The sequence below is a fragment of the Plantactinospora sp. ZYX-F-223 genome (assembly GCF_039649625.1).
GTDB lineage: Bacteria > Actinomycetota > Actinomycetes > Mycobacteriales > Micromonosporaceae > Plantactinospora.
The window spans coordinates 42,041-55,957 of sequence record NZ_JBDJAV010000024.1; the positions used below are offsets into that span (position 1 = coordinate 42,041).

Sequence of the window (13,917 nt, forward strand, 5' to 3'; positions counted from 1 at the left end):
GGAACGGCTACCGTTCCGGGCCATGACTGGTGTTGGGCTGGCCGAGGAGTTGCTGCTACTCGGCTACGACGATAAATCCGGCAAGGCGACCGGTTCCCGGATCGGACTCGACCTCGGCATGGCCGCCGCCGTGCTGGTCGACCTCGCGCTCGCCGGCCGGGTCGCCTTCTCCGACGGTTCGATCGTGGCCACCGACGCCACGCCGACCGGCGACCCGATCGCCGACGACGTGCTCGCCCGGATCGCGGCGGACACCCCGCACACGCCGGCCTCCTGGGTGCAGCGGCTCCGGCACGGGCTGCGCGACCGGATCCTGAACGACCTCTGCACCCGCGGCGTGATCAGCGACGTCGACGAGACCGAACTCGGCTACATCCACATCCACCGGTATCCGGTGCTCGACCCGTCGGTCGAGGCGGAGATCCGGGCCCGGCTGGTGAACGCGTTGACCGCGGAGGCCGTACCGGACGAGCGGACCGCCGCGCTCGCCGCGGTGATGGCGGCGATCCGGGTACAGCCCAGTCTCGGGCTGACCGGGCCGGCCGCCGAGGACGCCCGGAAGCGGCTGGCCGAGATCGCCCGGGGTGCCGGGTTCACCGACGACGTCAGCCTGGAGGAGTCCACCATCCGCCCCTCGGTGGCGCTGGTGATCGCCGCGCTCTCCCGGGCCATCGACGCCGCGTTGGGCAGCCGGACCTGACCGCCGGCCGGCGCGGAGCGGCCCGGGGCCGGCGGGTGCCGGCCTACCAGATGCCGAGGGCCGCGGCGGTCTCGGTGCGCAGCGCGCGTACCGAGGCAGCGGCCCGCTCCCGGGCCGCCGATACGTCGCCGTCGACCACCGGCTCCACCACCTCCAGGTACGCCTTCAGCTTCGGCTCGGTGCCGGACGGCCGGACCACCACCCGGGCGGCGTCGGTACGCAGGATCAGCACGTCCGCCTCCGGAGCCAGGTCCTGCACCGAGATCACCGGCTCGTCGAGCAGCGTTTTCGGGGTCTTGGTCCGGATGTAGGTCATCGTGTTCCCGATCTCGGTCAGGTCGTCGACCCGGACCGAGAGCTGGTCGGTCAGGTGCACCCCGAACTCGCGCGCCAGTTCGTCCAGCCGGTCGGCCACGGTCCGGCCCTGCCCCTTCAGCGTCGCCGCCAGTTCGGCGAAGGTGAGCGCGGCGCTGATCCCGTCCTTGTCCCGTACCTGGTCCGGGGCGACGCAGTAGCCGAGGGCCTCTTCGTAGCCGTAGGTCAGCTCGGCGTCGCCGGACTCCGCCCGGACGATCCACTTGAACCCGGTCAGCGTCTCGCCGTACGGCAGGCCACGCGCCGCGCACAACGCCCTGAGCAGGGACGACGAGACGATCGTCGTGGCGTACAGGCCGGTGCGGCCCTGCCGGCTCAGGTGGTCGGCGAGGAGCACGCCGACTTCGTCGCCGTGCAGCATCCGCCAGCCGCGTACCCCGTCGGGGATCGCCACCGCGCACCGGTCGGCGTCCGGGTCGTTCGCCAGCGCGAGGTCCGCGCCGATCTCCCGGGCCAGCGCGAGCAGCTTGTCGGTCGCGCCCGGCTCCTCGGGGTTGGGGAACGAGACGGTGGGGAAGTTCGGGTCCGGCTCGGCCTGCTCGGCCACGATGCCCGGCACGGCGAACCCGGCCCGGGCGAAGGCCGAGGTGAGCACGGCGGCACCCACCCCGTGCAGCGGGGTGTACGCCACGGTCAGCCCGCGCGGCCCGGCCGGGTCGATCAGCCCGGCGGTGGCCCGGACGTACCCGGCGACGGTGTCGTCACCGAGCACCTTCCCGGGCTCGCCCAGCGGTACCGCCGCCAGCCGCCCGACCGCCCGGATCGCCGCCTCGATCTCGGCGTCCACCGGGGGCACGATCTGCGCGCCCGCGCCCCGGGGGCCGCCGGTCGAGGCGCCCAGGTAGACCTTGTAGCCGTTGTCCTGTGGCGGGTTGTGGCTGGCGGTGACCATCACCCCGGCGACCGCGCCGAGGGCCCGGACCGCGTACGCCAGCACCGGGGTGGGCAGCGGCCGGGGCAGCAGCAGGGCGGGCCGCCCCGCGCCGGTGGCCACCCGGGCGGTCCGCTCGGCGAACTCCTTCGAGCCGTGCCGGGCGTCGTACCCGATCACCAGCGGGCCGGACGCGTCGCGGGCGGCGAGCCAGCCGACCAGCCCGGCCGCGGCCGCGGTGACCACGGCCAGGTTCATCCCGTTCGGGCCGGCGCGCAGCGGGCCCCGCAGCCCGGCGGTGCCGAAGGTGAGCGGTCCGGCGAACCGGTCGGCCAGCTCGGCCGCGCTCGCCGGCAACCGGTCGAGTACGCCCCGCAGCTCGTCCCGGGTCACCGGGTCGGGGTCGTCGTCGAGCCACGCCTGGGCCCGGGCGCGTAGCCCGGCCAGCTCGTCGGTGGACTCGTCCGGGGATACGCCGTCCCGCTGGTTCGGTTTTGCCGCCATCGGACTGTGATAGCACGCCAGGCGCCCCCGGACGCAGCCCGGCCCCGCCCGGCGTGGTGTACGTCGGGGCGGGGCCGGGTGGGAACGTGTCAGCCGGCGCTGGTGAGCCGGAACGACTTGACCATCTCGTCGAAGATCGGCTTGCTCTCCTCGAACCGCTCGTCCGGGGTGGTCAGATAGAACGAGTACGCCTTGCCGTCCTCCGTGATCGCCCGCCACACCCCGTGCCGCTTGCTGGAGCCCTCGCCGCAGGTGTACTCCAGCTCGGCGGCGGGCTGGCCGCCGACCTCGACCTCCTGGAGCGCCACCTGGGCGTACGGCTTCTTGCAGCTACTGCCGTTCTTCTTCAGGCCGCCCTCGGCGACCTTCATGAAGCCCATCGGGGTCTTGCCGCCGGGCTCCACCAGGATCCGGACCCGCCGGCCGCTGTCCTCCGGATCGGTGTAGTCGGTGAAGACCCCGCCGACGTTCTTCTTCCAGCCCTTGGGGACGTTGACCGAGACACCCTTCGAGCTGTGCGACTGGGTGGCGAAGCCCGCCTGGACCGGTGCCTGGCTGGTCGGCCCGGCCTGCGGTGCAGGAGTGTCGGCCGGGTCCTCGCCGCCGCCGAGGGAGAGCGCGACGATGCCGATCAGCAGCGCCGCGGCCACCCCGCCGGCCACGGCGAGCTGCATCTTCCGGGGCCAGCCCTGGACCGTGCGCAGCACCGAGTCGCCGGCCTGCCGGGCGCCGGCCAGGCCACGACCGAGCCCGCCACCCCTGGCCGTGTGCACCGTGCCGCCCCGACCGCCGTGCCCGGACATCGCCCCGGTCGGCGTGTCGAGCGGCCCGCCGCGCCGGCCGGCCGAGCCCGGCATCGCCCCGGTCGGGGTGTCGAGCGGGTTGGCGCCGGCCGCCGGTGGCCGGTTGGAGGTGGCCGCGTCGTGGGAGTTCCGGGCGATCCGGTCGGCCAGGGACTCGTTGGGGGCGAGCATTGCCCGGCCGCCGATCTCACCGTTGGCCGCCGCCCGGGTGGACTGGCCCTGGGCTCCGGCCGGTGCCGGTGACTGGGGCACGCCGGGTGCCGACTGCTGCCACGGCGAGCGCTGGGACGGCACCACCGCGTACGGGTCGGTGACCATGTGCCCGGCGGCGTTGCTGGCCAGCGGGCCGGCCAGCAGTTCGCGGAGCATGGTGCGGGAGGCGGTCACGTCGAGCCGGCGGGCCGGGTCCTTCTCCAGCAGGCCGAGCAGCACCCGGGTCAGCGCCCCGGAGCGGACCGGCGGCGCGGGCGGGTCCTCCACCACGGCGTGCATGGTCTCGATCGGGTCGCCCTTGTCGAACGGCGGCCGCCCCTCCACCGCGGTGTAGAGGGTGACGCCGAGTGAGAAGAGATCACTGGGTGGGCCGAAGTCCTGGCCCATGGCCCGCTCCGGCGAGATGAAGTGCGGCGAGCCGAGCACCATGCCGGGGGTGGTGAGCTGGACGTCGGTCGGCATCCGGGCCACCCCGAAGTCGGTGAGCACGCACCGGCCGTCGGAGCAGATCAGCACGTTGGCCGGCTTGACGTCCCGGTGCAGCACCCCGATCGCGTGTGCCACCTCCAGCGCCCCGAGCAGGGCGATGCCGATCTTGGCGACCGCGCGGGGCGCGAGGGGGCCGTCCTCGATCACCATGTCGGCAAGGCTGCGCGCGTCGAGCAGCTCCATCACGATCCACGGCCGCCCGCCCTCGGTGACCACGTCGTAGACCTGCACCACCGCCGGGTGCTGGAGGGCCGCCGCGGCCCGCGCCTCGCGGAGGGTGCGTTCGTACATCGCGTCGCGGTCGCTGGGGGCCAGCCCCGGTGGGAGCACGACCTCCTTCACCGCCACGTCGCGGCGCAGCAGGGTGTCGGCCGCGCGCCACACCGTACCCATGCCGCCGTGGCCGACCGCCGCCCGCAACGAGTACCGACCGCCGATGGTGATGCCGGGTGCCGCACGTCCGTTGGTGGGATTGGCCGGTCCGCCACTCCACGTCGGGATCTGAGTCACAGAAAAGCCACCGAAGAGAATCGAGGGGGCACAGGACAGAACCCCCCTATATTGCGGGTTCCGACCGCAGAAGGGAAAGACAACCGCCGGAGTTACCGATAACTCGACCGTACGTGTTGATCCCCTCACCCAACGTTCGGGTTTGTCGACGGCGAGTGCCGGTCCGCTCACCCGGGCCGGGCGTTACGCCGGGCATCCCCGGACGCTTCCGGTGCGCCTCCGGCGGGGCCGATTCGGCCCGGGAGAGTCCGGTGCGCGGGAGCCGGCCTACCATGCCGGTCATGAGTGAAGGTCGGTCGAGCGAGTCGGGTTTCCCGATCAAGGCGGTCTACGACGCCGCCGACGTACCGGCAGGTCTGGACGCCCGGCTCGGTGCGCCCGGCGAGTTCCCGTACGCCCGGGGCGTCTACCCGACGATGTACACCTCGCGGCCGTGGACCATGCGCCAGTACGCCGGCTTCGGCACCGCCACCGAGTCCAACGCGCGCTACCACCAGCTCCTCGCCGCCGGCACCATGGGGCTCTCGGTCGCCTTCGACCTGCCCACCCAGATGGGCTACGACTCCGACCACCCGGTCGCACACGGGGAGGTCGGCAAGGTCGGCGTGGCGATCGACTCGGTCGACGACATGAGTGCCCTCTTCGCCGGCATCCCGCTGGACAAGGTCTCCACCTCGATGACCATCAACGCCCCCGGCTCGGTGCTGCTGCTGCTCTATCAACTGGTGGCGGAGGAGTCCGGGGTGGCCGGCTCGGCGCTGAACGGGACGATCCAGAACGACATCCTGAAGGAGTACATCGCCCGGGGCACCTACATCTTCCCGCCCAAGCCCTCGCTGCGGCTGGTCGCCGACACCTTCGGCTACTGCCGCAAGGAGGTGCCGAGGTGGAACACCATCTCGATCTCCGGGTACCACATGGCCGAGGCCGGGGCGACCCCGGTGCAGGAGATCGCCTTCACCCTGGCCAACGGCATCTCCTACGTCCGCGCCGCGCTCGCCGCCGGCCTCGCCGTGGACGACTTCGCGCCCCGGCTCTCCTTCTTCTTCGTGGCCCGGACCACCCTGCTGGAGGAGGTGGCGAAGTTCCGGGCCGCCCGGCGGATCTGGGCCAACCTGATGCGGGACGAGTTCGGCGCGCAGAACCCGAAGTCGCTGATGCTGCGCTTCCACACCCAGACCGCCGGGGTGCAGCTCACCGCCCAGCAGCCGGAGGTGAACATGGTGCGGGTCGCCGTGCAGGGCCTGGCGGCGGTGCTCGGCGGCACCCAGTCGCTGCACACCAACAGCTTCGACGAGGCGATCGCGCTGCCCACCGAGAAGGCGGCCCGGCTGGCGCTGCGTACCCAGCAGGTGCTGGCGTACGAGACCGACCTGACCGCCACGGTGGACCCGTTCGCCGGCTCGTACGTCGTCGAGGCGATGACGGACGAGATCGAGGCGGGGGTGCGGGAGCTGATGGCCCGGGTCGCCGAGTACGGCTCGGCGGTGGAGGCGATCGAGGCGGGCTTCCAGAAGCGCGAGATCGAGTCCTCGGCCTACCGGGTGGCCCAGGAGATCGAGTCCGGTGACCGGGTGGTGGTCGGGGTCAACCGGTTCACCGTCGACGAGGAGGAGCCGTACCAGCCGCTCCGGGTCGACCCGGCGATCGAGGCGGCCCAGCGCGAGCGGCTGGCCCGGCTGCGGGCCGACCGGGACTCAGCCGCCGTCGAGCGCGCCCTCGCCGACCTGCGCACGGTCGCCTCGGGTACGGAGAACGTGCTCTATCCGATGAAGGAGGCGCTGCGGGCCCGGGCCACCGTGGGCGAGGTCTGTGGCGTGCTGCGCGAGGTATGGGGGACGTACCGGCCCAGCGACCGGTTCTGACCGCCCGCGACCGCACCGACGTCCCGGGCGGGCCGCGCCGCGCCGCCCGCTGGCGGGTACCCCGGTCGGGTGATCGGCGGTCGGTGGAGTGCCGGCCCGGTTTTTCGGGTATCGGGAGGTGGCCGGGCCCCATCGGTGGATGACGGACAGCCTGTGCGCGGCCCGTTTGACACCAACTGTCACCCTGGGGACCCCCGCCACCCCACCCGGTGGTGCTCCACCGTCGCCTGCCCGAGGGCGGTCGGAACCTCGACAAATCGGACGTGCGGCGCTGCTGCCGAGCTAGATCGTGACCGGTGAAACCGTCACGCGTTGTAGGAGGTGTGGCACAGATGGCGGGGTCTGATGGCGGGATAGGCAGCCCTCCGTACGTTGCCGAGCGCTCCTACCAGGGCTTTCGTGACGCTGTGCTGTCTGATCACTACCAGAACGAGGTTGCGCAGCGTCACCGTCGGCGGTCTAGGCTGTCCGAGTCCCATCCCATCCACAGTGATCGAGAATTCGACGTGACGAGTGCGTTGCAACTGCCGACCGGCAGCCAGCCGGCGTCGTCGGAATCCGAGACGCCGCCCGGGTCCGAGCCCCTGCCCTTCGGGCTCGACCGGATGCTCGACGTCCGGCTGCCCGATCTGATCGCTACCCGCCGGTTCCTGCACGCCCATCCGGAACTCTCCGGCCAGGAGTTCGATACCGCCGCACTGATCGCCCGGGAGCTGGCGCTGGCCGGTCTGGAGCCGCGCCTGCTGCCGAAGGGCAACGGGGTGATCTGCGACATCGACGGGCGGCCGTCCGGACCCGTGGTCGCGCTCCGGGCCGACCTCGACGCACTGCCGCTGACCGACGTCAAAGACGTCCCGTACCGGTCCACCGTGGACGGTGCCTGCCACGCCTGCGGGCACGACGTGCACACCACCGTCGTGCTCGGGGTCGGCCTGCTGCTGGCCCAGCTCGCCCGGCGGGGCGAACTGGACGGGCGGGTCCGGCTGATCTTCCAGCCGGCCGAGGAGATCCTGCCCTGCGGCTCACTGGAGGTCATCGAGGCCGGTGGGCTGACCGACGTGACCCAGATCTTCGCCCTGCACTGCGACCCCAACCTGCCGGTCGGCCGGGTCGGCCTGCGGGTCGGCCCGATCACGGCGGCGGCGGACAACATCACCGTCCGGCTGACCGGACCGGGCGGGCACACCGCCCGGCCGCACCTGACCGTGGACCTGGTCGACGCGCTGGGCCGGCTGGTCACCGAGGTACCGGCGCTGGTCAACCGCCGGGTGCCGGCGAACAGCGGACTGCTGCTGGTCTTCGGGCAGGCCTCGGCCGGTACCCAGTACAACGTCATCCCGAACGAGGCGATGGCCGCCGGCACGCTCCGGGTGCTGGACCGGGACACCTGGGACCAGGCACCGAAGATCGTCGCCCAGGTGGTCCGGGACGTGATCGCCCCGACCGGCGCCACCGTGGACGTCGAATACCTGCGCGGGCGCCCGCCGGTGGTCAACGACGCCGGGGCGATCCAGGTGCTGACCGCCGCGACCGTGGCCTCGGCCGGCCCGGCCGGGATCGCCGAGACCCCGCAGAGCATGGGTGGCGAGGACTTCTCCTGGTATCTGGAGCACGTACCGGGTGCGCTGGCCCGGCTCGGCGTCGGGCGGGCGGCGGCCAACGTCGACCTGCACCGGGCGACGTTCGACGTGGACGAGCGGGCGATCGGGGTGGGCGTACGGCTGCTGGTGCAGACCGCGCTCAAGGCCCTGGCCGGCTGACCCGCCGTACCCGACCCGGGTCGCGGCGACGATCCGGGCCGGAGCCGCCGGGTGCCCCGGACGCGGCACCCGGCGTACCCGGGAAACGGCTCAGCCGGGCGGGGCCGGCGCTTGGGCCGGGACCACGGGCGTGCTCCGGGGCGGAGCCGGCGGCGTCGGCCGGGAGCGCCGGCCGCGGAGCCGGCGGACCAGCCAGACCAGCCCGAACGCCGGCAGGCCCAGCGCGACGGCCCACGGCAGCAGTGCGCCCAGCACGGTCAACAGGACCTGCAGCGACACGACGAACGCCTTCCAGCCGCCCTCCAGCCCGGCCAGGAAACCGACCGCAGGCTCGTCGTCCTCCGGCACCTGGGCGTTCGGCCCGAGCAGCACGGCGGTGACCGTGGAGAGCGCGGTCAGGTCGGCCAGCCGGCGCTTCTTCGCCTCCAGCGAGGCGAGGTCCGCCTCCCGCTTGGCCAGCTCGCTCTCCAGCATCACCAGGTCCGACAGGGACTTCGCCTGGGCCAGCAGCCGCCGACCGCTGGCCACCCTCGCCTGCTGGGTGGCGATCCGGGCGTCCAGGTCGAGAGTTTCCTCGGTGACGTCGTCGGTCTTCACCTCGCGGCGCAACTGTTCGCCCAGCCGGGCGACCTCGTCCACCACGGCGGCGAACCGGTCGGCCGGGACCCGCAGTTGCAGGGTCGCCTCGGAACGTGACGCGTCGCTGCTCCGGTTGTCGCCACCGAGGAAGCCGCCGGCCCCGGTCACGATGCCCACTGCCCGGGCAGCCGCCGCCTCCACGTCGTCCACGCGTACCGTCACGGAGCCGGTGTAGACGATCGCGCGCTGGCCGACCCCCAGCTCGGTCGTCGGTTCCTTCGCCGGCTGGCCGGCCTGTGGTGCCCCGCCCCCGCCCAGCGGCCCCTCGGCCGCGCCGGGCTGTGCCTGCTCGACACCGCCGGCCGGGGCGTCCGCCGAGGTGCCGGAGGCGCTGTCCCCACCGTCGGCTCCGCAGCCGGCCAGCGCCAGGGCGGCGGTCAGCGCCACCGCACCCAGCAGCCCGGCCCGGCGGCCCGGCCCGACCGAGATCCTGCCCCGTCCGACCACGGTCCTGCTTCGTCCGCTCATGTCCGCTCCGTTCGTCCGTCCCCCGTAGAGGCGTTCCGTCAGACGTGCCGCGAAGTCACTCCGGTTCCGGCAGACTGCGCTGGAGACATCACGATTCGGTGACCGAGGAGTCTCGATGCGACTGACCAAGTACGGCCACGCCTGCGTACGGGTGGAGGAGGACGGGGCGGTGCTGGTCATCGACCCCGGCAACCTCACCGAGCCGGCCGCGCTGGACGGGGTGGACGCGGTGCTGATCACCCACGAGCACGCCGACCACCTCGACGTGGACGCCCTGGCCGACGCGCTCGACCGGCGCCCGTCGGTGACCGTCCACACCCATCCAGAGGTGGCGTCCAAACTGGACGCACTGGCCGGGGTGGTGCGTACGGTCTCCTCCGGGGAGTCGTTCGAGGCGGCCGGGTTCGCCGTGCGGGCGTACGGCGGCTGGCACGCCGAGATCCATCCGGAGATTCCCCGGGTGGTGAACCTCGGCTTCCTGGTGAACGACTCGGTGTACCACCCGGGCGACTCGTTCGACGTACCGGAGGCGGTGCAGGTGGACACCCTGTTCGTGCCGATCTCGGGTCCCTGGCTCAAGCTCGCCGACTCGGTGAGCTTCGTCCGGGCGGTCAACCCGCGCCGGGCGTACGCGTTGCACGACGGGCTGCTCGGCGATGCCGGGCTCACGGTCTACGACAAGAACATGGCGCTGCTGGCCAACTGTGACTACGCCCGCCTGGTGCCCGGGACCGCGGTCGACTGAGCCCGGAGAATCGGAAGAATGCCCGGTCTGCCCCGTGACCTCGTCGAACGGCTCTACACCGCGCCGCCGGACGGCTTCGTCGCCGCCCGCTCCGAGGCGGTCGCCGCGGCCCGGGCCGCCGGTGACCCGAGTACAGCCCGGGAGATAGCCAAGCTGCGCAAGCCGACCGTGGCGGCCTGGCTGGTGAACCTGCTGGCGCTGCGCCGTCCGGAGCTGATGGCCGACCTGGTCGAGCTCTCCGCCGCGCTCCGGGGCGCACAGCGGGAACTGCGCGGTGACCGCCTGCGGGAACTCTCCGCCCAGCGGCGGGGCGTGGTGGGCGCGTTGGTCGGCCAGGCCCGGGTGCTCGCCGAGGAGGAGGATCCCCGACTGGCTGCCGGAAAGCTGCCGCTGGCCGAGGTGGAGGCGACGTTGAACGCGGCGCTGGCCGATGTCGAGGTCGCCGAGCAGGCCCGGTCCGGCCGGCTGGTCCGGGCGGCGAGCTACGCCGGCTTCGGCGAGGTACCCCGGCCGCAGTTGCGACTGATCGTCGGCGGCCCGGACGCCGACGAGCTGACCGAAGGCGCCGTCGACGAACTGGTCGAGGATGCCACCGAGGCCGCCGTCGCCGAGGCCACGGAGGCGGGCCGGGAGACCCGGACCGGTGCGGCGGGTCGGGCGGCGGCGCGCGGCCGACGTACCGGAGGCGGGGCGGGGGGACCGGGTGGTGCCGGTGGGCAGCGGAGCACCTCGACCGCCGAGCGGGCAGCCGCCCGGGCCGCCCGGGCCGAGGAGTCTGCCCGGGCAGCCCGCCGTCGTACCCTCGATCGGGCGCTGGCCGAGGCGCGTACCCGGCAGGAGCGGGCCGAGGCGGAGCTGGCGGCGGCGGTGGCGGCCGAGCGGGACGCCGCCGCCGCGCTGACCGCGATCGAGTCCGAACTCGCCGAACTGGAGCGGCGGCGGGCCGCCGCCGAACAGGAGTCCGGGCGGCGCAAACTGGCGAGGCGGGCCGCCGAGCGGGGAGCGGTCGCCGCCCGGCGCCGGGCCGGCGAGGTGCAGGCGGCGGTCGAGGCGATGGCGGAGGACGGCGACGACACGCCCTGAGGCACGCGCCGCCGTCACCGATTTCCGGCCGGCCGATGCACGCCCGGGCGCCCGGCTCTTCCTCGGCGTCGAGCCGGACACCGGTGGCAGCGCGTAGTGCGACGGTGCTGGCCGGAGGGCCGTGCGCGGGGCGCGGCCCGAAGGTCCTGGCCTGGCCGGTAGGGCGTGCCGGCTCGGTCGGGCTGGACGCGCCCGGCTCGGTCGGGCCGGGAGGCGCCCGGCGTCGTTCCGGCGCGGCTGGCGGTCGGGGCTGCCGAAATCCCGGTCCGCGAGGCAGACTCAACCGGGTGACGCGGGCACAACCCGGAACTCAGACCGGAAGGCAGTGTCGTTGACCCCCGAGCAGGCCGCCGGCGCGGCCAGGCCGACCGTGCTGAAGTTGGGCAGCGCCTTCATCGAGTGTCCCCGCACGCTGCGCCGGGCGCGCCAGATGGGCATCTCCGGCTGGGCGTTCCTGGTGACCGGTCGCGGTGCGGTCCTCGGTGACGTACGGACCGAGACCGTGGCCGCCGCGATCGGCATCCTCTCGCCGGACGCGGTCGCCGACGGCTGGGAGACCGCCGTCCGGGTGGCCACCCCGAGCGCGGTGGCCGAGGTCAGCCGGGCCGAGTGCTGCCGCTGGGGGATCGACTACCTGGCCGGCTTCCCGCCGCTGGCCCGGCTGATCGAGTTGGTCGAGCCGGTCGTGGTGGCGGCCGACGCCACCGGGATGCCGCTCTTCGCGGCCTGGCGGGGCATGCCGGTGCCGGCGGACGCCGCCCCGGCCGCCCGGGCGGCGGTGCTGCTGCACCTGCTCTTCGAGTACTACTCCGGCGCCAGCCTGATGGCGGTACGCGCGGCTGGTATGACGGCGATGGAGGTCATCCTCGCCGGTCCGGAGGGCGAGTCCGGCGCGGTGACGTACGGCTGGTCGCCGCCGTACCCGCCGGTCGGGCCGCTGGTCCGGCGGCGGCTCTGGGCCGAGTCGGTGACCGACCGGATCGTGGCCCAGGCGTACGGGGTGCTCGACCCGGCGGAGCGGGTGGAGTTGGTCAGCCTGCTCGGCGCCGCGCTGACCGGGGTGCGGATGTCGCCGCCCAACCTGGACTGACCACACCCTCCCCGGCCAACTGGTCCCGTCGGGCCGAGTGCACGCGATCGCCGTGGTTCCGCCCACCCTCGACGGAACCACGGCGCCGGTCCGCACCCCCGTCCGCGGGCGGTGGTGGCCCGTGGGGTCAGGACCAGCGGAACAGCTTCGCGGCCAGCGCGCCGAAGAGCGCGGTGGAGCCGACCAGCACCGCCAGGTGCAGTGGCTGCGGCGAGTCGCCGGTCCAGGTGTCCTGGAGCGCCTGGGAGGCGGCGCCCAGCGGGGTGACGTCGGCGACCCGGCGTACCGCCTCCGGCATCAGCGGGCCCGGGGTCCAGACTCCGGCCGCGAAGAGCATCGGGTAGTAGATCAGGCTGCCGATGCCCGTCGCGGCCCGGCTCGTCGGAGTGAAGGCGGCGACCAGCAGGGCCAGCGTCACCATCGAGGCCGAGCCGAGCACGAAGGCGGTGAGCAGTCCGGGTACGTTCGGTCGGGCCTCGATCCCGAAGACCAGCCGACCGGCGAGCAGCGCCAGCACGGAGCCGGCGAGCAGCGCGGCCACGTTGACCGCCAACTGTGCCACCAGCAGCCGGATCGGCGAGACCGGCGTGGTGGAGAGCCGGCGCAGTACACCCTTCTCCCGGTCGGCGGCGAGCGTGTTCAGCAGGTTGACCAGGGCGACGGTGCCGATCGCCAGGGCCAGGGTGATCGGCAGGTAGAACTCGATCGGCTTCCGTCCGTCGATGTCCGCGTTCGGCTCGTTGAATCCCGGCATGGCGCTGCCGAGGATCAGGACCAGGGCGGCGGGGAAGATCACCGCGAAGAAGGAGCCCAGCGGGTCCCGGACGAAGAGCTTCGCCTCGGTGACGACCAGCTTGCCGGTGCTCCGGCCGGCGGTACGGCCTCGGCGCCCCCGGCCGGTGGCGCCGGACGGGACGGTTTCGGGACGGGCGGTGGCATTCATCAGGATTCCTCGATCCTTCGGTTCGGGCGGGTAGGAGGGCGGGTCAGTTCGGGCTGCTGGCGGTCGAACCGGTCAGGGCGAGGACGGCGTCCTCCAGGGTGGGGCGCTCGACGCCGGGCACGTCGGCCCGGGCCACCAGCTCAGCCGGGGTGTCGATCGCGACCACCTCACCGGCCCGGATCACGGCCAGCCGGTCGCAGAGCCGCTCGGCCTCGTCCATGAAGTGGGTGACCAGGACGACGGTCACACCCCGGTCCCGGACCTCCCGGACGAGCTGCCAGGTGTCCCGGCGGGCCTGCGGGTCCAGCCCGGTGGTCAGCTCGTCGAGGACCGCGATCCGGGGGTTGCCGACCAGGGCGAGCGCGACGGAGAGCCGCTGCTTCTGCCCGCCGGAGAGCTTGCCGAACACCGTGTTCCGCTTCGCCGCCAGCCCCAGCTCGTCCATCAGCGCCCGCCAGTCGGCCGGCTCGGCGTAGAACGAGCTGTACAGGTCGAGCGCCTCCCAGACCTTCAGCCGGTCCGGCAGGTGGCTCTCCTGGAGCTGGATGCCGACCTGGCGGCGCAGCGCGGCGCGGTCCCGGGCCGGATCCAGCCCGAGTACCCGGATCGTTCCGCCGTCGGCCCGGCGCAGCCCGGTCAGGCACTCGACGGTGGTGGTCTTGCCGGAGCCGTTGGGGCCGACGATCCCGAAGATCTCTCCGGCCGATACCTCGAAGGAGACGTCGCGGACCGCGACCTGGTCGCCGTACCGCTTGTGCAGGTTGCCGATCTCGATGACTGTCATGCCAAAACGCTAGGAATCCCGGCCGTCACCCGGAATGCGTCCACCCGCCCGGCCGGGGTGCAGGTAACTACACCC

At 73.5% G+C, this 13,917-nt stretch carries 10 protein-coding genes and 1 pseudogene; 6 read left to right on the forward strand and 5 right to left on the reverse strand.

From position 1 onward, the window contains the following. Window positions 1-22 precede the first annotated feature (22 nt). Complete coding sequence (locus AAH979_RS23785) at window positions 23-700, forward strand: GPP34 family phosphoprotein (RefSeq protein WP_346260330.1); 678 nt, start codon at window positions 23-25, stop codon at window positions 698-700. A gap of 43 nt (window positions 701-743) precedes the next feature. Here AAH979_RS23785 and AAH979_RS23790 read toward each other — a convergent pair whose 3' ends face one another. Both AAH979_RS23790 and AAH979_RS23795 read right to left on the reverse strand, forming a co-directional pair. After that, entirely contained in the window at window positions 744-2,450 is a 1,707-nt protein-coding gene (locus AAH979_RS23790; RefSeq protein ID WP_346260331.1) for a phospho-sugar mutase, read from the reverse strand. Between the two features lie 89 nt (window positions 2,451-2,539). Next, window positions 2,540-4,465, reverse strand: a complete 1,926-nt coding sequence (locus AAH979_RS23795; RefSeq protein ID WP_346260332.1) for a protein kinase — start codon at window positions 4,463-4,465, stop codon at window positions 2,540-2,542. Window positions 4,466-4,746: 281 nt separating this feature from the next. Between AAH979_RS23795 and AAH979_RS23800 the strand changes: the two genes are divergently transcribed. Then, complete coding sequence (locus AAH979_RS23800) at window positions 4,747-6,330, forward strand: methylmalonyl-CoA mutase family protein (protein WP_346260333.1); 1,584 nt, start codon at window positions 4,747-4,749, stop codon at window positions 6,328-6,330. 506 nt (window positions 6,331-6,836) lie between these two features. Then, window positions 6,837-8,090, forward strand: coding sequence for an amidohydrolase (locus AAH979_RS23805; protein WP_346260334.1), 1,254 nt, complete (start codon window positions 6,837-6,839; stop codon window positions 8,088-8,090). Window positions 8,091-8,180: 90 nt separating this feature from the next. On the opposite strand, the gene AAH979_RS23810 is transcribed toward AAH979_RS23805, so the two are convergent. Further along, on the reverse strand, window positions 8,181-9,197 hold the full coding sequence (locus tag AAH979_RS23810; protein ID WP_346260335.1) for a DUF4349 domain-containing protein: 1,017 nt from the start codon (window positions 9,195-9,197) through the stop codon (window positions 8,181-8,183). 115 nt (window positions 9,198-9,312) lie between these two features. Between AAH979_RS23810 and AAH979_RS23815 the strand changes: the two genes are divergently transcribed. The 3 genes from AAH979_RS23815 (at window position 9,313) to AAH979_RS23825 (ending at window position 12,115) form a co-directional block, all read left to right on the forward strand. Beyond that, window positions 9,313-9,942, forward strand: a complete 630-nt coding sequence (locus AAH979_RS23815; protein WP_346260336.1) for an MBL fold metallo-hydrolase — start codon at window positions 9,313-9,315, stop codon at window positions 9,940-9,942. A gap of 18 nt (window positions 9,943-9,960) precedes the next feature. Beyond that, the gene (locus tag AAH979_RS23820; protein WP_346260337.1) at window positions 9,961-11,025 is read left to right on the forward strand and encodes a hypothetical protein; all 1,065 of its coding nucleotides are present in this window, start codon (window positions 9,961-9,963) and stop codon (window positions 11,023-11,025) included. 331 nt (window positions 11,026-11,356) lie between these two features. Then, complete coding sequence (locus tag AAH979_RS23825) at window positions 11,357-12,115, forward strand: hypothetical protein (RefSeq protein WP_346260338.1); 759 nt, start codon at window positions 11,357-11,359, stop codon at window positions 12,113-12,115. Window positions 12,116-12,242: 127 nt separating this feature from the next. Here AAH979_RS23825 and AAH979_RS23830 read toward each other — a convergent pair whose 3' ends face one another. Beyond that, on the reverse strand, window positions 12,243-13,058 hold the full coding sequence (locus AAH979_RS23830) for an ABC transporter permease (RefSeq protein ID WP_346260339.1): 816 nt from the start codon (window positions 13,056-13,058) through the stop codon (window positions 12,243-12,245). Between the two features lie 127 nt (window positions 13,059-13,185). Continuing rightward, window positions 13,186-13,842 (reverse strand): annotated as a pseudogene (locus AAH979_RS23835) (ABC transporter ATP-binding protein); the annotation flags it as partial. Window positions 13,843-13,917: the final 75 nt, after the last annotated feature.

Bases quoted from the DNA above. Each gene is read 5' to 3' on its own strand.
- AAH979_RS23800 (WP_346260333.1), top strand. From the start codon at position 4,747: ATGAGTGAAGGTCGGTCGAGCGAGTCGGGTTTCCCGATCAAGGCGGTC.
- AAH979_RS23815 (WP_346260336.1), top strand. From the start codon at position 9,313: ATGCGACTGACCAAGTACGGCCACGCCTGCGTACGGGTGGAGGAGGAC.
- AAH979_RS23830 (WP_346260339.1), bottom strand. From the start codon at position 13,058: ATGAATGCCACCGCCCGTCCCGAAACCGTCCCGTCCGGCGCCACCGGC.
- AAH979_RS23790 (WP_346260331.1), bottom strand. From the start codon at position 2,450: ATGGCGGCAAAACCGAACCAGCGGGACGGCGTATCCCCGGACGAGTCC.
- AAH979_RS23785 (WP_346260330.1), top strand. From the start codon at position 23: ATGACTGGTGTTGGGCTGGCCGAGGAGTTGCTGCTACTCGGCTACGAC.
- AAH979_RS23810 (WP_346260335.1), bottom strand. From the start codon at position 9,197: ATGAGCGGACGAAGCAGGACCGTGGTCGGACGGGGCAGGATCTCGGTC.
- AAH979_RS23820 (WP_346260337.1), top strand. From the start codon at position 9,961: ATGCCCGGTCTGCCCCGTGACCTCGTCGAACGGCTCTACACCGCGCCG.